We start from the raw sequence: 23,101 nt of genomic DNA, 5'->3' as shown, positions 1-23,101 counted from the left end.
AGTAATTTTGGCTTCGTTTTCTAATCATAACACAAAGAATGAATCAGATATACGAAGAACGGCTGGGAACAGACCGTATGCTACCTCTTATCTTCCGGATGGCACTGCCTGCGATAGTTGCCCAAATGGTAAACCTGCTCTACAATATTGTAGACCGTATTTATATCGGGCATATTCCGGGAATAGGCACACCGGCGCTTGCCGGCATCGGGGTAGCCGGTTCGATTATTATCCTGATTTCCGCATTTTCATCCATTGTTGCAGGCGGAGGTGCTCCGCTTGCAGCAATTGCCCTCGGACAGGGAAACCGGCAGCAGGCCGGAAAGATACTTGGGAACGGCTTTATACTATTGCTGATCTTTACCGTGCTGACTTCCACCCTCGCCTATATTTTCATGAAGCCGATCCTGCTGTTCACCGGAGCCTCGGAACAAACACTCGGATACGCCACCGATTATCTTTCTATCTATCTGATCGGTACGTTATTCGTCGAAATATCGGTAGGCTTAAATACTTTCATCAATACGCAAGGACGTCCGGGTATTGCCATGTGGTCGGTAATGATAGGTGCCTTCCTCAATATCCTGCTCGACCCGCTTTTTATTTTTGGTTTCAACATGGGGGTAAAAGGAGCGGCATTAGCCACGATTATTTCACAGGCCGGCAGTGCCATCTGGGTGTTGTCTTTTCTGTCTTCTTCCCGCGCCTCCCTTCGGCTCGAAAAGCAGTATATGAAACCGGACAGGAAAGTGATCGGGGCAACTCTGGCTTTAGGCATATCGCCTTTTATCATGGCCAGTACGGAAAGCCTGGTAGGTTTTGTGCTGAACGGTATGCTAAAGACATTCGGCGATATTTACGTGAGCGCGTTGACCGTTATGCAAAGTTCGATGCTTTTTGTCAGTGTCCCGCTGACCGGCTTCGCCCTGGGGTTCGTGCCTATTGTCAGCTATAATTACGGGCATGGGAATAAAGAAAGGGTAAAAGAATGTTTCAGGATCGTAGTGACTTTCATGTTCCTGTTCAATTTTGTCCTGATGTTGCTGATGATTCTGTTTCCATCCGTCATCGCTTCGGCTTTCACTTCGGATGAAGAGCTAATACAGACTGTGAAGCAGGTTATGCCTGTATTCCTGGCTGGTATGACTATTTTCGGCTTGCAGCGTGCCTGCCAGAATATGTTCGTTGCCCTGGGCCAGGCTAAGATTTCCATCTTTATCGCATTACTCCGCAAAGTTATCCTGCTTGTTCCGTTAGCCTTGATCTTACCGCATTTTATGGGAATGATAGGCGTCTATGCGGCAGAAGGTATTTCCGATGCAACGGCGGCTATCTGCTGTACGATCATTTTCTTTATACAATTTCCGAAGATACTGAACAGGATGACCGGTGTATGATAAATTTCACTCTTTACCCAACGTTTCAACGGTAAATGTTTCCGCCTCCGTGCCATTGCCGCGTCCCTCTTCCAGACGTACACTGAAAACGACTGTGCCTGTTTGTAATTCGGGAGAAGCGTGCACTGTGACTTCGTAAGTGATGGGAGTATCATGGGTAACCCGGGCAATCCGGACAGGTTCGGATAGTTCCAGGTTTTCTCCTTCTTCCAGTTTGACTACCGGAAGTACATTCAATGCATCCTGAAAACTGTTATTCACGATTACAAAAGAGATACGACAGGTTTCTCCCGCATCGATCTTTTGATTATAGGTGATGCTATCTTCATCCAGAAGAATATCCTCTATCTGCAAGTCCGGAAGAAGGACGTGAGACGACGGTGTATATTTCGGACTTCTCCTTACAATATGCGTTTCCTCTTCCGTACTGGCTGCAATCGAAGCACCGGCAACGCCACCCACAGCCGTTCCTATAAACGCACCTATTTCAGCACCATTCTCATCATTGATCGCCTCTCCGATCAATCCACCGAAAAGCCACCCGATAAAAGAGCCGACCTGTGCGCCAAAACCGACCCGGTCTTCACTACTCATATTCCTCATAGAGCCGCAACCCGGCAGAAGCAATAAAGAGAGCATTATGGATAGAATCACATTTCTCATATAAAAATCCTTCAGTTTGACTTTATGACATCGGAAAGAGCAAAAACCCCCATTCAATTCCATTTTTTTATGTAAGTTTGCGGCCAGTTAAACAAAGAATAATGATCAATCAATTCCAGACACCATCCGCAGATCTGCAACGCCAATATGATCTTCTCCAAATGGAGTATGAATATGAGAAAGAGACGTACAGGCAACAAGCCGAACGGGTGGGCATTCACAGGAAAATACAACAGGGACTTTGCTGGTATCCTGTGATTCCGGGAAAAAGTTATTATAATTCGCTCAATCAGCTCGTCATTGAAATAGAACGCAGGGACGATAAGGAGATCGAACATAATTTTGAGTACGGACGTCCGGTTTGTTTCTTTACGACAAACGGAACCGGCAGTCCGCGTTATCTGAATTTCTCCGGCATCATCAGCTATGTACAGGACGACCGGATGGTCGTCGTCCTTCCGACACCTTCAGCTTTATTCGACCTGCAAAACGTGAACAGTGAACTGGGCGTTCAACTCTACTTCGACGAGACAAGCTATAAAACGATGTTCAATGCACTATCCGGTGTAATGAAAGCAAAAAATAACCAGCTTGCCCATCTGCGTGATGTGTTGCTGGGGAAGACACCGACCAGCCGGAGAAACCTGTTCCCAATACGTTTCCCGTGGTTAAACACAACCCAGGAGGAGGCGGTCAACCATGTGCTGTCGGCTAAAGAAGTATCTATCGTACATGGCCCTCCCGGAACCGGGAAAACAACGACACTGGTCGAAGCGATCTACGAAACGCTGCACAGGGAAAACCAGGTAATGGTCTGCGCCCAAAGCAATACGGCTGTCGACTGGATATCGGAAAAACTGGTAGACCGGGGTATCAACGTGCTCCGTATCGGCAACCCGACACGGGTGAATGACAAAATGCTTTCATTTACGTATGAACGGCGCTTCGAGTCGCATCCCGACTACTCCGAACTTTGGGGAATCCGCAAAGCAATCCGGGAGATACAATCCTCTTTCCGTAAGAAAAGTCACAGCGAAAAGGACACGGCCCGCAACCGTCTTTCCCGCCTGCGCTTCCGTGCCACCGAACTGGAGGTGCAGATAGACGCCGACCTGTTCAGCGAAGCCCGCGTCATAGCATGTACGCTGGTGGGTTCTGCCAACCGGGTGCTGACCAACCATAATTTTACCACCCTCTTTATCGATGAGGCAGCACAGGCACTGGAAGCTGCCTGTTGGATTGCCATCAGCAAAGCGGACAGGGTGATTCTGGCAGGCGACCATCACCAACTTCCTCCTACTATTAAATGTATAGAAGCTGCCCGCGGCGGACTGGACCGTACTTTGATGCAGAAAGTAGCAGCCGGCAAACCTGAGACTGTCTCCCTGCTTAAAGTACAATACCGGATGCATGAAGATATCATGCGTTTCTCGTCCCGCTGGTTTTACCAGGACGAGTTACAGGCTGCGCCGGAAGTTAAGCACCGCGGCATCCTCGCCTACGACACACCTGTCGTGTGGTTCGATACGGCAGATTGTGATTTTGAGGAAGATCAATTATCCGAAAGCCAGAGCCGGATCAATAAAAAAGAGGCGGAACTGCTGGTGGAGCAACTGCAAGCCTATATCGAAAAGATTAGTAAAGAACGCGTACTGGACGAAAGCATCGACTTCGGACTGATCTCTCCCTACAAATCACAGGTGCAATATATCCGCGGCTTGATTAAACGGAACTCTTTTTTCAAACCCTTCCGCAAACTGATTACCGTCCATACCGTAGACGGTTTCCAGGGCCAGGAGCGCGATGTGATCATGATCAGCCTGGTACGTGCCAATGACCAGGGAAATATCGGTTTCCTGAACGACCTGCGCCGCATGAACGTTGCCATCACCCGTGCCCGAATGAAACTGATCATACTAGGCGATGCCTCCACGTTGACAAAACATACTTTTTATCGGGAATTATACAAATACATCACAGCCAACGGCCATGTGATCCCATTAAAACCCGCAACAGAAACAGACGATTCTATTCACCGGAAATAAAATAAAGATGAACTATAAACTACTGGTCCTCGATCTGGACGGAACACTGACAAACAGTAAAAAAGAGATCACGCCTTTCACCCGGGAGGTATTAATAAAAGCCCAGCAACAAGGTCTCCATCTGGTTCTGGCCTCCGGACGCCCTACTTACGGTATCGTTCCACTGGCAGAAACGCTGGATATGAAAGAGTACGGAGGTTTCATCCTCTCTTTTAACGGAGGAAAAGTGATCGAAGTGAAAACCGGAAAGGTCTTTTACGAACAGGCCCTGCCACCAGACGTCATGCCCCTGATCTATCAACGTTCGTATGAAGCCGGACTGACAATCCTGTCTTACAACGGTAAATACATCCTGACCGAAAATGCAGCAGACAAATATGTTCAATACGAATCATTCCTGACCAAAATGAAGGTAAAGGAAACCGACGACTTCCTGCACAATCTACGGCTCCCAGCCGACAAATGCCTGATAGTCGGAGAACCGGAAGACCTGGTTCCGCTGGAAGAAAAACTGCGTCAGGAACTGGGCCTTCGCCTCAATGTCTATCGTTCGGAACCGTTTTACCTGGAAGTCGTGCCCAAAGGGATCGACAAAGCCGCTTCGCTGGAACGCCTATTGGAACGTGTGCAGATAAAAAGAGAGGAAGTTATCGCCATCGGTGACGGCTACAATGACCTCTCCATGATCAAATTTGCCGGACTCGGCGTTGCTATGGCAAATGCACAGCCTCCCGTAAAATCAAATGCAGATCGGATCACTGCATTTACGAATGATGAGGATGGCGTTGCACATTTCATTCATGACTTACTCAATAGTAATACCCACCAAAATATACATGAAATAGGTTAAAAAGATACTAACGAGATGGTCTTTATTTTTATTGGATGCGTTTATAAACCAGGATTTTTATGTAGATTTGTAATCTAAACAAAAAAACAGCAAGCCATGAAGTACAAATTATTGGTTTTAGACGTAGACGGGACATTGCTCAACAGTGAAAAAGCAATTACTGCCCGTACCCAGGCTGCTTTACTGAAAGTTCAGCAAATGGGAATACACATTGTATTGGCATCCGGCAGACCGACCAACGGGGTTATGCCGCTCGCAAAGGCTCTGGAACTGGATCATTACGGTGGTTTCATACTCTCATATAACGGTGGCCAGATCATCAACGTACAAACGGGTGAACTGCTCTTCGAGAAACGTATCAACCCGGAGATGCTGCCTTACTTGGATAAGAAAGCGAAGAAAAACGATTTTGCCATTTTCACATATCATAAAGACTATATCCTGACAAATAAACCTGACAACAAACATGTGCAGGAAGAAGCCGCGCTAAACAATATGCGTGTGATCGGTGTTGACAATTTTCCGGAGGCTGTCGACTTCAGTCCTTGCAAGTGTGTGCTGGCAAGCGACAACGAAGAAGAACTGGTAGGATTGGAAAATCACTGGAAGAAACGGCTGGACGGTGTATTGGACGTATTCCGTTCGGAAGATTTTTATCTGGAAGTGGTTCCCCAATTCATCAACAAAGGAAACACATTAGGCGTATTGATGGAAAAGCTGAAAATTACGACCGAAGAAGTCGTAGCGATCGGCGATGGAATTGCTGATGTCCCCATGTTACAGCTTGCCGGGACCAGCGTAGCGATGGGCAACGCCCGTGATTCGGTTAAGGTCTGTACGGATTTCACCACGCTGACCAACGATCAGGATGGTGTGGCAATAGCCGTAGAAACCGCTATCCTTGCTGCCATCAAACCGACAGAAGTGCCTTTGGACCAATTGAATATACGGGCTAAACATGCACTGATGGGTAACCTGGGTATCCAATATACTTATGCGTCCGAAGACCGTGTGGAAGCGACAATGCCAGTCGACGAACGTACACGCCAGCCTTTCGGCATACTGCATGGCGGAGCGACTCTGGCATTGGCTGAAACAGTTGCGGGATTAGGCTCCATGATACTGGCTAAGCCGGACGAGATTGTAGTCGGAATGCAGGTGAGCGGCAGCCATATGTCATCGGCCCACGAAGGCGATACGGTACGTGCCGTCGGGACAATTATTCACAAGGGACGTTCTTCACACGTATGGAATGTAGATGTGTTTACCTCTACTGATAAGTTGGTATCATCCATACGTGTCGTAAATAGTATATTAAAAAAGAAATGATAGACTCACTGATCAGGCAGGGCCGGAGTTTTGCTATCTATCGTATACCGGGGGAAGAAGAACCCCGGTTCGTGATGCAAGCCTCCGGTTCTGCCCGTCTTTTATATAACATCGAGGACCTGAATGAACAACAGGGCTTCGTCATCGCTCCGTTCCGGGTCAGCCGGGAATGTCCCATCGTGCTGATTCGGCGCGATTATAGCGAATTGCCGGATAACAGTCAACCGGATTACATCCGAATGGATTTGGAGTTTCATCCGAATGGAACAGAAAACCCATCCGAACGGAAGACAAAAGACAACTATACACATTGTTTCGATTCCTTTATCAAGCCTTTGCAGGAGAGACAGCTGGACAAACTGGTACTTTCGCGCAGTCTGACACTCGACAGGGAATCCGGCTTTTCGCCTGCAAAGGCTTTTTATAAGGCCTGCAAACAGTATATCCGTTCTTATGTTTACCTCTGCCATACACCGGAAACGGGCATCTGGCTGGGAGGAACCCCTGAAATTATCCTCTCGGGAGAAAAGGGTGAATGGCATACGGTTGCGCTGGCAGGAACACAGCCTTTACAGAACGGCGAACTGCCGATTTATTGGGATGAGAAAAACAAAAGGGAACAACAACTAGTCTCCAATTATATCCACGACCAGCTAAGTTCACTGGGTATCGAATCGACGATGGAAGGTCCCTATTCGGCACGTGCCGGGGCTTTATGTCATCTGAAAAGTGATTTCAGGTTCCGGCTGGACAGTAACGATAAGCTGGGTAGTTTGTTGAAACTGCTACACCCTACCCCTGCCGTTTGTGGATTACCCAAAGATGACGCCTACCGTTTTATCCTGGAAAATGAAGGTTACGACCGCCGTTACTATTCCGGTTTTATAGGTTGGTTGAACCCGAAAGGCAGAACCGACCTGTATGTAAATCTGCGCTGCATGAATATCAATAAGAAGACACAGACACTCTATGCCGGAGGAGGATTGCTCTCCTCTTCAGAATTAAGCGACGAATGGCAGGAAACGGAAGACAAACTGCAAACGATGCGGGCCTTATTATGATAGACAGGCGTTTTGCGTTAGATATTATATGTACTTTTGTAAGCAGAATAAGATAAATATAATATATGTATACCGATAAGAAAAACATTCTTCAGTTAGTGGCCTTGCTCAAGGAGCATAGTATAAGTAAAATCGTATTATGTCCGGGAAGCCGTAATTCGCCTATCGTACATACATTGGCGAATCATCCGTTCTTCACCTGTTATTCCGTCACCGACGAACGAAGTGCCGGATTCTTTGCCATGGGTCTGGCATTGCACGGAGGAAAACCGGCAGCCGTTTGCTGTACTTCGGGTACGGCTTTGCTGAATATCCATCCGGCTGTGGCGGAAGCCTACTACCAACATGTTCCTCTTATCGTTATATCGGCAGATCGTCCGGGAGCCTGGATAGGCCAAATGGACGGACAGACTTTACCGCAACCGGGCGTATTCGGTTCCCTGGTTAAGAAATCGGTCAATCTGCCGGAAATTCATACGGATGAAGATGAATGGTATTGCAACCGTCTTGTCAACGAAGCATTGTTGGAATTGAATCATCATGGAAAAGGGCCGGTTCATATCAATGTGCCGATCTCCGAACCTTTGTTCCAGTTCACTACTCCCGAATTGCCGGAAGTGCGCGTTATCACCCGCTATCAGGGATTGAATGTGTACGACAGGGAATACAATACCCTGATCGAACGGTTGAACAGCTATAATAAACGAATGATCATTGTCGGCCAGATGAGCCTGATTTATCTTTTTGAAAAGAAGATATCCAAGCTACTTTATAAACATTTCGCCTGGCTGACCGAACATACAAGCAACAAGACCATTCCGGGCATCCCGGTCAAAAACTTCGATGCAGCCATTTATGCCCTGCCTGAAGAAACGCAGGAAAAGATGGTTCCCGAACTGGTTATTACCTACGGCGGACACATCGTATCCAAACGTTTAAAGAAATTCCTACGTAATAATCCGCCGAAAGAACATTGGCACGTATCGGCCGATGGTGAAGTGGCTGACTTATACGGTGTAATGACTACCGTAATAGAAATGGACCCGTTCGAGTTTCTTGAAAAGATTGCTTATCTGCTGGAAAATAAGCCGACAGAATTTCCACGTGTCTGGGAAAACAATACGAAGAGTCTGCCGGAACCGGAGTTTGCTTATTCGGAAATGGCAGCAATCGGTCGTTTGCTCAAGTCATTGCCGACTCCGTCTGCCTTACATTTAGGCAATAGTTCGACGGTACGATACGCTCAATTGTTTACGTTGCCCGAAGAAGTTGAAGTTTGCTGCAACCGGGGAACAAGCGGTATAGAAGGTTCATTATCCACGGCTATCGGCTATGCGGTAGCATCCGACAAATTGAATTTTGTGGTGATAGGCGATCTGAGCTTCTTTTATGATATGAACGCGCTTTGGAACAGCAACTTCGGCTGTAACCTGCGCATCCTGTTACTGAATAACGGTGGCGGCGAAATCTTCCAGGCACTGCCCGGTTTGTCGATGTCAGGAAAGACACACCGCTTTGTAACGGCTACACATAAGACTTCGGCCCAGGGCTGGGCTACCGAACGGGGATTCCTCTACCAGGGCGTACACGACACGGCAGAATTGGAAGAAGCCATGAAAGTGTTCACCGATCCGAATCCGATCAATCAACCCGTATTGATGGAGGTATTCACCGACAAAGATGAAGACGTCCGCCTGCTGAAAGAATACTACCATAGTTTAAAGACGTTATAATAAACAATACTCTAAATAAAGATTTTATGTCAACACAAAGAGAATGGAAACAGATAAAAGAATATGAAGAAATCTTGTTTGATTTCTACAATGGTATTGCCCGTATCACTATCAACCGCGAACGTTACCGTAATGCCTTCACTCCCACCACGACAACCGAAATGAGCGATGCGCTTTACATTTGCCGGGAGCGTCCGGATATTTGTGTCATCGTCTTGACCGGAGCTGGCGACACCGCTTTCTGTGCCGGTGGAGATATGAATGTGAAAGGTCATGGCGGGTATATCGGTAAGGACGGCGTTGCCCGTTTGAATGTACTCGACGTACAGAAACAGATTCGTTCCATGCCTAAGCCTGTCATCGCAGCCGTCAATGGTTTTGCTATCGGCGGAGGTCACGTTTTGCATGTCGTTTGCGACCTTACCATCGCTTCTGAAAATGCCATCTTCGGGCAGACGGGTCCTCGTGTGGGTAGCTTCGACGCTGGTTTCGGTTCGTCGTATCTCGCCCGTATTGTCGGCCAGAAAAAAGCACGCGAAATATGGTTTCTTTGCCGGAAATACAATGCGCAGGAAGCACTCGACATGGGACTGGTAAACAAAGTCGTTCCCCTGGATAAGCTGGAAGATGAATATGTGGAATGGTCTGAAACCATGATGATGCACAGTCCGCTTGCCTTGCGTATGATCAAAGCGGGACTGAATGCCGAACTGGACGGCCAGGCCGGTATCCAGGAGCTGGCAGGCGATGCCACCATGCTTTACTACATGACCGACGAAGCCCAGGAAGGCGGCAAAGCATTCCTCGAAAAACGCCGCCCGCGTTTTGAAGATTATCCCAAATTTCCGTAATCAGAACTAAACTATATATTAAATAAAATGGAACAATACCTTAAACTACAACAAGACTATCGCCAATGGCTAACTGAATTAAAGGAGAATATCCGGAAAAGCCAGATAAAGGCGGCCATTGCTGTAAACAGCGAATTAATCCACCTTTACTGGAGCCTTGGCGAACAAATTGTGGAGAAACAACAAAATGCTCAATGGGGAAGCGGATTTATAGAACAATTGAGTAAGGATTTGCAGGCTGAATTTCCTGATATAAAAGGGTTGTCAGCTGTCAATCTTAGACGTTGCAAACGATTTTATCTTTTTTATAATCAAGAGAATACAATTTGGTCACAGCTTGTGACCAAATTGTCAGACTCCACTATCTTTGAAATACCTTGGGGACATCATATTCTTTTATTAAGCAAAATAGGCTCTCCCCAGGAAGCCCTCTTCTATATCCACAAAACCATCGAAAATGGTTGGAGCCGTTCCATTTTAGAATATCATATAGAAAAGGACCTGTTTCACCAACAAGGGAAATCAATCAATAACTTCACTCAAACATTACTTCCCCCTCAAAGTGAACTGGCAAACGAATTATTGAAAGATCCTTATCATTTCGATTTCCTTCAATTATCGGAGAAAGCATTAGAACGGGATATTGAATGCGGCCTGGTCCAACAAATATCTAAATTCCTACTTGAATTGGGCAAAGGATTCGCTTATATGGGACATCAATATCTTCTGAAAGTTGGGAAAAAGGAATATCGCTTGGATCTTTTATTTTATCATACCCGTCTAAAAGCATACATTGTCATTGAACTGAAAGCAAAGGAATTTGAACCTGAATTTATTGGGAAACTTAATTTTTACATTTCCGCAATAGATGAATTAGTACGTGATAAGTATGACCGCCCAACAATTGGGATATTACTTTGCAAAGGGAAAGATGATTATGAAGTTGAATTTTCCCTTCGCGATATAAACAAACCTATTGGAGTAAGTTCATATACATATAATGAATTACCTAAAGAATTACAGGATGCTTTACCAAACTTTAAGGATCTAAACAATCAACTGAACGATTATATTAAACAGAATAATGAGAACAACGCATTATAGAATCCGGATAATTCCTAAAGTTTTACACTTCAAGCAACCGGCAGGGACTTCACGGGGGACTTATACGATTCGAAAGAGCTGGTATTTGGTTCTTACCACTGATGAAATGCCCGGACGATTCGGGATAGGTGAATGTGCTCCACTCCCTAAACTGAGTTGTGATGATCTGCCAGACTACGAAAAAAAACTGGCAACCATTTGTCACCAAACGGAACAGAACGGAATGCCCGATACCGAAGCTCTGCGTTCCTATCCCTCCATCTTATTCGGACTGGAAACGGCTTTCCGCCATTTCCAAACAGGTAATTTTGCACTTTGGGATACAGACTTTTCACGAGGTAAAGCCGGTATCCCAATCAATGGCCTGATCTGGATGGGTGACTATAAAAAGATGCTGGAACAAATCGAGGTCAAAATGCAATCAGGCTTTCGCTGTATTAAGTTGAAGATTGGGGCAATTAATTTTGAAGAGGAACTGGCTTTATTAAAACATATCCGTGCGCATTTTTCTGCTAAAGAAATAGAATTACGGGTAGATGCAAACGGAGCCTTCTCCCCTGACGATGCCCTGAACAAGTTACAACGGCTTGCCGAACTGGACCTGCATTCCATCGAACAGCCTATCCGCGCCGGGCAGTGGGAGGAAATGGCACGACTCACTTCTGAAACACCTTTACCTATTGCTTTGGATGAAGAACTAATCGGCATCAATACAATAGAAAGGAAAAAGGAACTCTTATCAGTTATCCGTCCGCAGTATATCATACTGAAACCGTCTTTACATGGCGGGATAAGTGGCGGACAGGAATGGATCGACGAGGCTGAACAACAAAAGATAGGCTGGTGGATTACTTCTGCATTGGAATCGAATATCGGACTGAATGCCATTGCACAATGGTGTGCAACATTCAATAATCCTTTACCGCAAGGACTGGGAACAGGGGCTTTATTTACGGACAATGTGGAGATGCCGCTCTCCATTCGCCAGGATTGTCTCTGGTACGATCCGAAGAGTAACTCATTCCCCTCGGGGGCAGGGGGTGTGTTAATGCCTGTTCCGGAACGAAATGATAACACACCCCTTATCCCCTCTCAAGAGGGGAAACAGTTACTTACAGATTGTAATAAACAACTGTTACAGTTAGAGGACGGAACGGTTTGTACAGCAGAAAATATACAGCAATTAATAACTAATCTACCTGCCGATGCACCAGAGATACGTCGGGATTTATACAAATTCCTGGCCGACTGGTTCAACGAATCTCCCTACATCACCGTTCATACATCCGGCTCTACCGGAACGCCTAAAGAGTTCACTGTCCGCAAAGAACAGATGATGCAAAGTGCCATCCTTACCTGCTCTTTCCTTCATCTGCAAAAAGGAGATAATGCATTGTTGTGTATGCCATTGCAATATATTGCCGGCAAGATGGTGGTCGTACGGGCCTTAGTTGCCGGATTGACTCTCATTCTGCGCACGCCTTCCGGCCATCCGTTGGCAGATGTAGAGACTCCGCTTCGCTTTGCTGCTATGATACCGTTACAGGTATATAACACGCTTCAAGTACCGGAGGAAAAAGAACGCCTATGCCGGACAGAGATATTAATCATAGGGGGAGGCGCCATAAATAAAGAACTGGAAGCAGAGGTCAGGACATTACCCAATATCGTCTACTCGACCTATGGCATGACGGAAACACTTTCTCATATCGCATTGCGCAGGCTGAACGGCCCCGAGGCTTCTTCAGCCTACACCCCTTTCCCTTCCGTACAATTGTCTTTATCGTCTGAGGATACACTCATTATCAACGCACCACTGGTTTGCGACGAGACATTAGTGACAAACGACATCGCACAGTTGCATCCGGACGGTACTTTCTCCATTCTGGGAAGGAAAGACAACATCATTAATACCGGAGGTATAAAAGTACAAATCGAATCAGTGGAAGAAACACTACGTTCAATAATTTCTGCTACCTTTGCGATAACGGCTATTCCACATCCCGGATTAGGAGAAGCCATTGTGCTACTGATGGAAAAGACGGCAGACATTGAAGGCCTTTCTGATAGAATAGCCTCTCTCCTGCCTAAATACCAACAGCCTAAATATATCCGGCAGGTCGATGCCATCCCACTCACCGGCAGTGGTAAAACAGACCGGAAAGCCTGTCGGCTACTAGCTATTAAATCTATTGACAATAGATAGAGCTTCGGCGAAATAAAATAATAACTTTGTAACTTGAACATATAAAAGTACACATATCATGAGTTATTTCCTGACAAACATCAAAGTCAATAAAGTTTTTCATTTAGAGAACTTCAATATTCCTATTGATGAAAAAGAAAAGAAGCATCTTATTATTACCGGGAAAAATGGTAGCGGGAAGACAGTAGTGTTAAATGATATAGCCAGTCAACTTAACGGCATAAAGAATAGATATACCCCAAATGCTGCAACAACGTTATTCTTCAACAGAGAGTTCGATCATGCAACAATTAAGAATGAGAATATCCTATTAGCCTTCTATGAAGCAGAACGTCTATCTTTGATGAACGAGCCCATTAATCCGATCAAACCGAACTTAGATCAAGGATATCATATTGAGGATAAAAAGGCAAATGAATTCCTTAACTTTCTGGTAGATTATAAAATCCAGGAAGCTTTAGCCCGTAACGAGCAGCAAATAGAAGATGCCGATAAGATAAATAAATGGTTTATTGAATTTGAGAAACTCCTGCAGAGCATATTTGAGGATAATTCGCTAAAGCTTATATTTAATTATAAAGATTACAGTTTTAAAATACAAACTACCGGAAAAGAATTTAAATTCACAGAACTATCTGCCGGTTATTCCGCTGTTATCGATATAGTAGCAGATCTAATTCTCAAAATGCAAACTCCCGATGCATTAACACGTGTATACGAAAAACAGGGAATCGTATTAATTGATGAAATAGAAACTCACCTTCATTTAGGATTGCAACGGATTATATTGCCTTTATTGACGCATATATTCCCGAATGTCCAGTTTATCGTAACAACTCATTCTCCTTTCATTTTGAACTCTCTGCCTAATGCTGTCGCTTTTGATCTGGAACGAAAGGAATCCATCAGCGATTTAACTGATTATTCTTATGAAGCTTTAGCCGAAGGATATTTCGGAGTACGTTCCGATTCCAGTTATCTGCAAGTCAAGTTGGATACCTTAAAGATATTAGTTGATAAAAAAGAACCCAGTATCTCCGATAAAATAGAACTGGACGAACTACTAAATGAGTTCGAACAAGTCTCTGATGTGGTAGCGCCAGCCATAAAAAGTGAATACTATGATATAATACGTAATCTATCAAAATAGCAACAGATGATAGGAATCAGGAAAAGCAATATAGTTCCCAAATCCTTAAAAGGATGTGCACAGTATAACCAGGAGGACGTGAAGAGACAACTACTGGAAGACCAGCATGAAAAATGTTATTTATGTGAACGTAGATTAGTTACCGACTATCAGATCGAACATTTTAAATCTCAAGAGAACTATCCGCATCTGAAAGTAGAATGGACAAATCTCTTACTTGCCTGCAATTATTGTAACAATAAGAAATCAAGTAAATACGACAATTTGCTCAACCCTTTAGATAATCATATTGAAGAATTTATTGAACACAAGAACGATTTTCCACATAAGAAGGTTGTATTCCTGTCAAGCCGCAACGATAAGGAAACAATAAAAACAATCGAATTACTCTCACTTATTTTTAATGGTTCCGGAGTAAGTCGGAGAATACTGGAAGAACGTTTCTACGAGTACTATTTATCAAGGCTAAATTCTTTTAAGAAATTGGTAAACGCATTTCTATCAAATCCTACAAGCGAGTATAGAAATGCTATTATTGAACGTCTACAGATTAATCGGGAGTTTCTGGGATTCAAATATAGAATAATAAAAAACCATCCACTATTAAATAAGGAATTTGGGGAATATATTAAATGGAATAATACTAATAAACAAAATAACAATCTATGAAACAACTGAATGTTATACTATTATCATTCCTAACCCTTTCGTCCGCCTACGGACAGAGTGGGGAAAGTTGCCGGTTCGCACCGGACCCGACGCTTCAGAAGCCGGAAGTCTATGCCGGATATGATTGCGTCAATCTGCTGGACAGTACGTCCGTAACCGTACAACCGACTGGTTCCGGTTCATTTTCTGTCTGCAAGACTATCAAGATTCAGACTCCCCGGGGAGCAGTGAGTAACCGTATCATCAAATATGATTACGACCCGCTGACGGCTTTCGCACAATTCAAGAGAGCGACCGTCTACCGTGCCAACGGCGATGTAATCAACCTGGACGTTACACAAGCCTGCGACTATGCGGCTCCGGCCCGCGCCATCTATTGGGGCGCCCGCCAGATCATGCTTGAAGTAGGCCAGCTGAATCCGGGAGATATCATCGAATATGAAATCGACAAGAAAGGTTTCACCTACGCCCTGCTGGCCGACGGCAGCGATGACGAATCCCGCTTCATCCCTCCCATGCGCGGACAATTCTATGACATCGTTCCTTTCTGGGTGACGGAACCGACCGTACGTAAAGTATATAAAGTATCCATTCCGATGGAGAAAGAAATGCAGTTCCAGTTCTATCAAGGCGACTGCGCCTCTTCCATGCGCTATGAAGATGGTCGGAAAGCCTATACCTTCTCCACCAACAATGTGATGCCGACCAAACGTGAACCTAACATGGTCGACCTGTTCGATGCCGCTCCGAAACTGATGATGTCGTCCACTCCTAAATGGCAGGATAAATCATTATGGTTCAATAAGGTTAACGAAGATTACGGAAGTTTTGCTCCACTGCCGGAAGCACAGAAAAAGGTAGACGAGCTTATCAAAGGGAAGAAAACAGAAATGGAAAAGATAGCCGTCCTCACCCACTGGGTTGCCGACAATATCCGTTACTCCGGCATCTCGATGGGCAAAGGCGAAGGTTATACCCTTCACAATACCAAGATGAATTATACCGACCGTTGCGGTGTCTGTAAAGATATTGCCGGAACGCTGATATCCTTCCTCCGTATGGCAGGTTTCGAAGCCTATCCCGCTATGACAATGGCAGGCAGCCGTGTGGAAAGTATTCCGGCCGACCACTTCAACCATTGTGTAGCCGTCGTTAAATTATCCAGCGGTACATATATGCCGCTCGACCCGACCTGGGTTCCTTTCTGCCGCGAACTATGGAGCAGCGCCGAACAACAACAGAACTACCTGCCGGGAGTTCCCGAAGGTTCCGACCTTTGCCTGACTCCCGTTTCCGCTCCGGAAAACCATTATATACGTATCAAAGCAAACAATAAACTGGATGCCAAAGGCACACTGACCGGACAATTCACCATCACGGCCGAAGGACAATCGGACAGCAATATCCGCGGCATGTTTACCCGTGGCTGGCAGTCACAATGGAAGAACATGCTTGAAAGCCAGTTGCTAAACGTATCCCCGAAAGCCCGTCTGCTTAGCGTGGATTATGGAAAAGATCCGAAAGACTATCAAGCGGCTCCCATCAAAATCACTTTCCGCTATGAAATACCGGAATATGCTATCCCGGGTAAAGAGGAACTGGTCTTCAAACCGATGGTAATGAACAACCTGTACAATCAGGTAAAGAGTTATCTGCGCATCAATACCGACCTGCCCGAACGCCAGTATGGTTTCAAGGATGGCTGTTCACGTCTGGTGGAACTGGACGAAACCATCCAGCTACCGAAAGGATACACTTTGTTAAATGAGGCAAAGAACGAAAGCAAGCAAAGCGATGCCGCCGACTTCGAAGGCTCATTGAGCCAGGACGGCGATAAAATAACGCTTCACCAGAAGCTGGCTCTAAAGAAACGTGTATATGAAGCAGCCGACTGGGACGGTTTCCGTTCTGCCGTTAATGCACACAAAAGTTTCGGTGATTATTTAATTATTAAAAAATAAAAGACAATGACTAATATACTACATAAACTGGCACTGCTTCTCTGCCTGCTGGCTATTACAGCATCCGCATTTGCCGGCTCGGAAGCTGAATATAAGAAGCTGTCGAAAGCATATACATTGAATGCAGACGGAAGCCAGGAGTTCCGCTACAACATGGAACTTACGCTTTTCACACATACGGCCATGAACGGTACTTACGGGGAAAGTTTCATCGTTTACAATCCGCAATACCAGGAACTAAAAATTAATTCCTCTTATACCAAACAGAAAGACGGCAACATTGTCAAAACGCCCGACAATGCCTTTGTGGAAGTACTTCCCCGGACAGCAGCCGATGCTCCGGCTTACAACCATCTGAAAGAAATGGTCGTTGTCCATACCGGTCTGGAACTGGGAGCAACCATCTATCTGGATTATACGCTGACTTCCAAACCGGGGTATCTGCCGGAGCTGGATATTTATAACGAGCTATTACAAACCTCTCCGGTAAAAGAATATACCATCAGTCTGTCTGCACCGGAAAGCAAACCGTTATCCTACACTTTGCAGTATAACAATGCCAAGCCGGCCGTCACAACAGCCAACGGCATGAAAACCGTTACCTGGAAATTACAGAACCTGCCGGCTTCTTCCCGCGACCCGTTCGTTTCGGCTGCCAATGGCAACGTTCCTTTCCTGACTGCAACCACTTATGCTTCGAACGGAGACGCATTGAAAGCATTGTATGCACAGTTCACTCCCGCCAGCGACGTCCAGTTGACTGCCATTGCCGAAAACTTGACAGAAGGTAAAAAGAACGATACGGAAAAACTACAGGCCATCCTGAAACACGTAACGGAAAACCTGGGTTACAGTCGCCTTTCGTTGCCGGATGCAGGATATAAAATCCGTTCGGCAAGCGATGTAATCTATTCTGCCTACGGAACCGAAGCTGAAAAGACAAACCTGCTGAACGGCCTGTTAAATGCAGCAGGCATCAAAGCCGAAACGGCAGCATCCTACAGTGTGAATGCCGAACCGGCCAGTTGTGGGCTGAATGCAATAAAAGAACTGGTCGTTATTGCCAATGCAGACGGTAAACAGTATATCATGTCTCCATCATCCAATAAAATGGCAGCTGCGGGTTCAAATAACCTGACACCGGTCATCAGCCTGACCAAAGGTACGCCTGTAACAATCAGCACCCCGTCTACCGACCTCACTTATAAGGTTACCCTTTCCGTCTCTCCGGAAAAAGCAGATGCAAAAGTAGATGCAACTATCGGCAACGCTTACCTCCCCTATTACGGAGCTTATCTGTCTACCTATGCCGGTGCTGATAAGGAAGCAAAAGAATCGAAGACCGGCAACGGAACGACAATCTCCTATACTGCATCCCAACCTTTAAAAGCGAACAACGGATATGTTATGGTTTCACTGCCCGATGCCCCGGTCAGCCTGGCACATAGTTACTACTGCAATATGAACAGTAGCCGCAAGGAAAACCTGCTGTTGCCCTGCAAAGCAAACGAACGGTATACCTATACTGTTCAAGTACCGGAAGGGATGAAACTAGCTACTCCGGAAGCAGTTAAAACAATTGAAAACGCTGCCGGTAAGGTAGTCATCTCCGTTAAGCAAAACGGAAACAACGCAGAGGTAGAACGCTCTTTGCTACTGAACAAACAGCTCTATACTCCCGCTGAATTCGGCAACTTGCGCACCCTGTTGACCGAATGGGGAAATCAGTCCGGCAAAACATTGTTATTGTCAATTAACTAAGCGAATACAATCAGTAATTTAAACAAGGATGGAATGAGATAATTCTACTGTTCCATCCTTGTTTTTTTGTTGAATATTAATAACTTTACAGTCAAATATTAATATCTTAAACCGTTGATCTATGCAAATACTATCAAATCTACTCCTGACACTATTATTATGTTGTATTCCGGGATTTACTTACGCGCAAAGCTTATCTCTCGAGTTATATCCCCAACCACAACAAATTGTTATATCCAACCAGCAATATGTGCCGTCTCATGGATATACATTACAGGGTATCAGCAATCCGGACGCTGACGCAGTGAAAATACTGAAAGAAGCATTGCCCTTCGTCCAATCAGGCAAGTCATTACCGCTGGAAGTCAAAAAGCTGAAAGCCAGAACACCCGAAATGGAACGTTCAGGTGCTTATATCCTGGATATTTCAAAGAAGAAAATCACTATCGAAATTGTGGACGACCGTTCATTATTCTATGCCGCCCAAACACTCAAACAACTGGTCGGCTACAATGAAGCAGGCAAACGCACACTTCCGTTATGTACGATTACCGACTATCCTGACGTACTCCATCGGGGAACTGTCGAAGGCTTCTACGGTACTCCCTGGAGCCATGACGACCGTATCAGCCAACTTCGTTTCTACGGCCAGTTTAAGATGAATACTTACATCTATGGTCCGAAAGACGATCCTTTCCACAGTGCCAGCTGGCGTGAACCCTATCCTGCCGACCAGGCAAAGCAGATTAAAGAACTGACAACCGAAGCTGCCCGCAACAAGGTAGACTTCGTCTGGGCAATCCATCCGGGACAGGATATCAAATGGAATGCAACCGACAGTAACAACGTGATCACCAAGTTCGAACAAATGTACGACCTCGGTGTACGTGCTTTCGCTGTCTTCTTTGACGACATTTCCGGTGAAGGAACAAACGCAGCCAAACAAGCTGGCCTGATGAACTTCATCCAGAAAGAATTTATTGAAAAGAAAAGCGACATACAGCCATTAATCATGTGTCCGACCGAATACAACCGTTCATGGGCACGGACCGATTATCTCGATATCCTGGGCGAACAACTTCACCCGGCTGTCCATATCATGTGGACCGGGAATCGTGTTGTAGACGATATTACCCTGGAAGGTCTTGAATGGGTCAACAAGCGTATCCGCCGTCCCGCCTATATCTGGTGGAACTTCCCGGTAAGCGATTACTGCCGTGACCACCTTTTGATGGGACCCGCTTATGGTCTGGACACTCAGGCTTCCAATGCGATGTCCGGTTTCGTTGCTAACCCGATGGAACGCGCTGAAGCCTCCAAAGTCGCCTTGTTCGGTGTTGCCATGTATAGCTGGAATATACACAGTTACGACCCGCAACTGGCTTGGGAAAAGGCTTGCGAATATTTAGTACCCAAAGCAGCCATCGCCTTCAAGACATTCTGTGAGAATAATAGCGATCCGGGACCTAACGGTCATTTATATCGCCGTGAGGAATCTACCCGCTACCAGGCACAGGCCGACAAATTCCTTACCGGTTACCGCAACGGACAGTTCGGCGAAAGAGATGCAAACCAACTGGGTGCCTTATTCGCACAGATACAGGCTGCTCCCGAGTTGATATACAATCAGGGAGACAATAAAGCACTGATTAAAGAAATCAATCCCTGGCTTATGCAGTTCGAGTTACTCGGAAGATGCGGTTCCAATGCTCTGCGTATGGCTCACGCCTGGTATGAAAAAGACCGCCAGAACACCTGGCAACGTTTCCTCGAAGTATCTGCCGTTATGGACAGTATGAAACTGGTTAACCGTACTTTTAACCAGAATCCGTATCAGAAAGGTGTAAAAGTAGGTTCAAGAGTCCTGATGCCGCTTATTGAAGGTTTATACAGACAGACCAGCCGCAACCTACTTTCGACAGCCGATACACCTTCCAACGAAATCAGAGTTAGCACAGCTTCTACCATTACTAATATAGATCAGCTGAAGAATCAACCCTGGTCGGAAGACGAGAATCTGATAGCCTATGTCCCCATGCTTGAAGTGGTAAAAGTCGAACCTAACCAGTATCTCGGCCTCGGATGGGAAATACAAAAGGACGCCGAATCTTTCACGTTCAACTTACCTCAAAGTAATGTGGACGGACGTGTATTCGAATGGTCGGAAGACGGTAAGACATGGACTATCCTTTCTGATATTCCTGCCGACCGGACAAAGTTCACCGTTACTACAATTCCTCTGAACGCTCATTTTGTCCGGATGCGCAACAATTCCGGCAAACAGATGGAACTGAAGGTTGCCGCTTTTTCCGTAAAGACAAAGGAAGCACCAGAAATCAACGAAGAATTGATGATGTACGATCTCAATCTGAGTACTTATAAAACGTTGAAACCGGGCGAAAAGGTTGAAGTGAAATGTAACGGTGTAGACAAGTATATCGAATTCTTCTTGTCCGGCAATAACGATAGTATGGTTTCCATCTCCGGTGTCAACAATGACGGCGAAAACAATATGCTATATTGTGGCTACGTCGGCTATGTGAAGCTGAACAAAATTTCATTTGATGATATGCAAACGCTGATAATCACTCCGGCAGGTAAAACTCCGGTACAAATTCACCAGATTGTCAGGGAGTAAATCATAAATTTCTTCCGGGAATAGCACCGCTTCGTTATTCCTTCATTTAACCGACAACATATTAACACATTACAGGTGACGCAGATATAGCAATCGGTGTCACCTGTTTCATTTGAGAACATTTATATCTTGTCCTAAAGAATACAAACCGGACATTTTGGCTGGTAATAACAGAGACCACAGACCTTAAATAGCATGAAAGAGAAAAAAAGGATAACTAGCTAATTTCCAGCCAATTGCAGTTTCCTAATTTTTTTTAATAAGGAAACGCCAGTTCCCTAGCCAGGAAACTGTAATTTCCCAGGCAGGAAACGCTGGTTTCCTAATGTGGAAACGCCAGTTCCCCTATAAGGAAACTGGCTCCAGACAATATGTCATAAATCTTTCGTATTCATTCCTCTTCGGTATTTCATGCAGGTGTTGTACATTCACATTTTACTCCATAATAATCACGACCGGATTATCTTCTTCGCCTACTTTTCTTAAAGCTGTGACTTCCTCCGGTAAATCATTTTTATCTCCATTCTCTTCAAACCATGAAACGACCTGGTCTGCCGGAATGATCTGAGCAAACTCGCCATCGGGAGAAACTGATTCAGGTTGTAAAGAAAGGAAACCGTCCAAATCGTTTTCAAAAGCAGTGTCATATTTAGCGACTTTGACTATTCCACTTTTCTTATCGAACATAGCATTATAAATAAGCTTATCCTTATACAGATCCACAATGAAACGTAAAAGGAAAACATCTTTCCCTTCCAACATTTCTGTCGGATAAGCTACATGGGTCTTTTCCTTATTGAAACGTTCCTTTGGATTCCAATAATAAGATGCCATATCCAAACGACGGACAGGTAATAAAGCATCTGCCGTTACCTGATAAATTGTATCATTGAATTGTTCCATAAAGAACAAATCTTTCCCCTGGTGCCAGAAGAAACGGTCACTTACCGGATAAGCAGCCATTTTTCCATCCTTATAACTTATAATAATCATACCACCGCCAAAACCTTTACTATGAGTGACACTGAGTGATTCTATATCATCTGGATTCACCTTCAATGACATCGTATCTTTGCCGGATGGTAAAAACTGATTAATGATCATTGTATCACGGAATACAATCACCCGGTCGGGATCACCGTTACCTGCCGTAGAATGAGCGACAAGTGTCTGATTATCTAAATAATTAAAGACTGTAAAGGCAGGAAATACAGAAGTATTAACCGGAGTTTTCTTTTCTCCGTAATAAGAACCATCAGCATTATAAATAATAAGTTTCTCATTCCAACCGCTAAAATAAATCCGGTTATTCGGATAGTCCAGCCAACATCCTCTCACATCGCTATATCCTTCCGGATCATTGCCAACATGCCCCACAGAGGTTAAGAAGCGACCGGTTGCCCTGTCAAACAGAAAACATTGTTTTTGAGCAGTTGTCACCAACAATTTGTCATGTAGGATCTTCACGGACGGATTCTGCCCTACCAGACAACTGTCATTCGTTTCCAACGCCACATAAGATACTTGTTTGAAACAGTCGGAAGCCTTCAATCCGGAAGGAGCGTCGAGAGCGGCTCCTACAGGGATTACGGTTATTTCTCCATCCGTTGTCTTACTCTCATTGCAGGCGGCAAGAAAAAGACAGGCGGCAAAAGCCGCCTGATATAAATAGGTCTTCATCAT

General features: G+C 45.2%; 16 protein-coding genes and 1 pseudogene. 15 read left to right on the top strand and 2 right to left on the bottom strand.

What is annotated here, in order from left to right; all coding sequences use genetic code 11:
• Window positions 1-38: 38 nt before the first annotated feature.
• Window positions 39-1,397: an MATE family efflux transporter gene (locus DWW91_RS11735; RefSeq protein WP_122327836.1), complete on the top strand. Its 1,359-nt coding sequence runs from the start codon at window positions 39-41 to the stop codon at window positions 1,395-1,397.
• Between the two features lie 6 nt (window positions 1,398-1,403).
• Here DWW91_RS11735 and DWW91_RS11730 read toward each other — a convergent pair whose 3' ends face one another.
• A complete protein-coding gene (locus tag DWW91_RS11730) occupies window positions 1,404-2,060 on the bottom strand; it encodes a hypothetical protein (RefSeq protein ID WP_044246388.1) in 657 nt (218 codons plus the stop codon).
• A 101-nt stretch (window positions 2,061-2,161) separates the two neighbouring features.
• Here DWW91_RS11730 and DWW91_RS11725 point away from each other — a divergent pair, with 101 nt between their 5' ends.
• The 14 genes and pseudogenes from DWW91_RS11725 to DWW91_RS11665 all read left to right on the top strand — a co-directional run bounded on the left by DWW91_RS11725 (window position 2,162) and on the right by DWW91_RS11665 (window position 21,418).
• Window positions 2,162-4,105 carry an AAA domain-containing protein gene (locus DWW91_RS11725; protein ID WP_122327835.1) on the top strand — a complete coding sequence of 648 codons (1,944 nt, stop codon included), beginning with the start codon at window positions 2,162-2,164 and terminating at the stop codon, window positions 4,103-4,105.
• 7 nt (window positions 4,106-4,112) lie between these two features.
• Window positions 4,113-4,955 (top strand): Cof-type HAD-IIB family hydrolase, encoded by an 843-nt coding sequence (locus DWW91_RS11720; RefSeq protein WP_010803221.1) that lies wholly within the window; start codon window positions 4,113-4,115, stop codon window positions 4,953-4,955.
• A gap of 96 nt (window positions 4,956-5,051) precedes the next feature.
• The gene (locus tag DWW91_RS11715) at window positions 5,052-6,284 is read left to right on the top strand and encodes a Cof-type HAD-IIB family hydrolase (protein WP_122327834.1); all 1,233 of its coding nucleotides are present in this window, start codon (window positions 5,052-5,054) and stop codon (window positions 6,282-6,284) included.
• Window positions 6,281-7,345 carry an isochorismate synthase gene (locus tag DWW91_RS11710; protein ID WP_122327833.1) on the top strand — a complete coding sequence of 355 codons (1,065 nt, stop codon included), beginning with the start codon at window positions 6,281-6,283 and terminating at the stop codon, window positions 7,343-7,345. The genes DWW91_RS11715 and DWW91_RS11710 overlap by 4 nt, the downstream gene beginning before the upstream one ends.
• A gap of 65 nt (window positions 7,346-7,410) precedes the next feature.
• A complete protein-coding gene (gene menD / locus DWW91_RS11705; protein ID WP_122327832.1) occupies window positions 7,411-9,078 on the top strand; it encodes a 2-succinyl-5-enolpyruvyl-6-hydroxy-3-cyclohexene-1-carboxylic-acid synthase in 1,668 nt (555 codons plus the stop codon).
• Window positions 9,079-9,104: 26 nt separating this feature from the next.
• Window positions 9,105-9,929 carry a 1,4-dihydroxy-2-naphthoyl-CoA synthase gene (menB, locus tag DWW91_RS11700; RefSeq protein ID WP_007656343.1) on the top strand — a complete coding sequence of 275 codons (825 nt, stop codon included), beginning with the start codon at window positions 9,105-9,107 and terminating at the stop codon, window positions 9,927-9,929.
• 27 nt (window positions 9,930-9,956) lie between these two features.
• Window positions 9,957-11,033, top strand: a complete 1,077-nt coding sequence (locus DWW91_RS11695; protein ID WP_122327831.1) for a YhcG family protein — start codon at window positions 9,957-9,959, stop codon at window positions 11,031-11,033.
• A pseudogene (locus DWW91_RS28055) lies at window positions 11,014-12,036 on the top strand (o-succinylbenzoate synthase); the annotation flags it as partial. The gene DWW91_RS11695 and the pseudogene DWW91_RS28055, both read left to right, overlap by 20 nt.
• A 45-nt stretch (window positions 12,037-12,081) precedes the next feature.
• Window positions 12,082-13,239 (top strand): AMP-binding protein, encoded by a 1,158-nt coding sequence (locus tag DWW91_RS28050; RefSeq protein ID WP_233584473.1) that lies wholly within the window; start codon window positions 12,082-12,084, stop codon window positions 13,237-13,239.
• Between the two features lie 58 nt (window positions 13,240-13,297).
• On the top strand, window positions 13,298-14,389 hold the full coding sequence (locus DWW91_RS11685) for an AAA family ATPase (protein WP_122327829.1): 1,092 nt from the start codon (window positions 13,298-13,300) through the stop codon (window positions 14,387-14,389).
• A 6-nt stretch (window positions 14,390-14,395) separates the two neighbouring features.
• Entirely contained in the window at window positions 14,396-15,058 is a 663-nt protein-coding gene (locus DWW91_RS11680; protein ID WP_122327828.1) for an HNH endonuclease, read from the top strand.
• Window positions 15,055-17,019: a DUF3857 domain-containing protein gene (locus tag DWW91_RS11675; RefSeq protein WP_122327827.1), complete on the top strand. Its 1,965-nt coding sequence runs from the start codon at window positions 15,055-15,057 to the stop codon at window positions 17,017-17,019. The genes DWW91_RS11680 and DWW91_RS11675 overlap by 4 nt, the downstream gene beginning before the upstream one ends.
• Window positions 17,020-17,025: 6 nt before the next feature.
• Complete coding sequence (locus DWW91_RS11670; RefSeq protein WP_122327826.1) at window positions 17,026-18,780, top strand: DUF3857 domain-containing protein; 1,755 nt, start codon at window positions 17,026-17,028, stop codon at window positions 18,778-18,780.
• A gap of 121 nt (window positions 18,781-18,901) precedes the next feature.
• Complete coding sequence (locus DWW91_RS11665) at window positions 18,902-21,418, top strand: beta-N-acetylglucosaminidase domain-containing protein (RefSeq protein ID WP_122327825.1); 2,517 nt, start codon at window positions 18,902-18,904, stop codon at window positions 21,416-21,418.
• Between the two features lie 435 nt (window positions 21,419-21,853).
• On the opposite strand, the gene DWW91_RS11660 is transcribed toward DWW91_RS11665, so the two are convergent.
• Window positions 21,854-23,101, bottom strand: coding sequence for a DUF4934 domain-containing protein (locus DWW91_RS11660; protein ID WP_158599443.1), 1,248 nt, complete (start codon window positions 23,099-23,101; stop codon window positions 21,854-21,856).

The organism is Parabacteroides sp. AF17-3, assembly GCF_003635445.1.
Classification (GTDB): Bacteria; Bacteroidota; Bacteroidia; order Bacteroidales; family Tannerellaceae; genus Parabacteroides; species Parabacteroides goldsteinii.
This window is presented reverse-complemented; position numbering and strand designations above follow the sequence as displayed.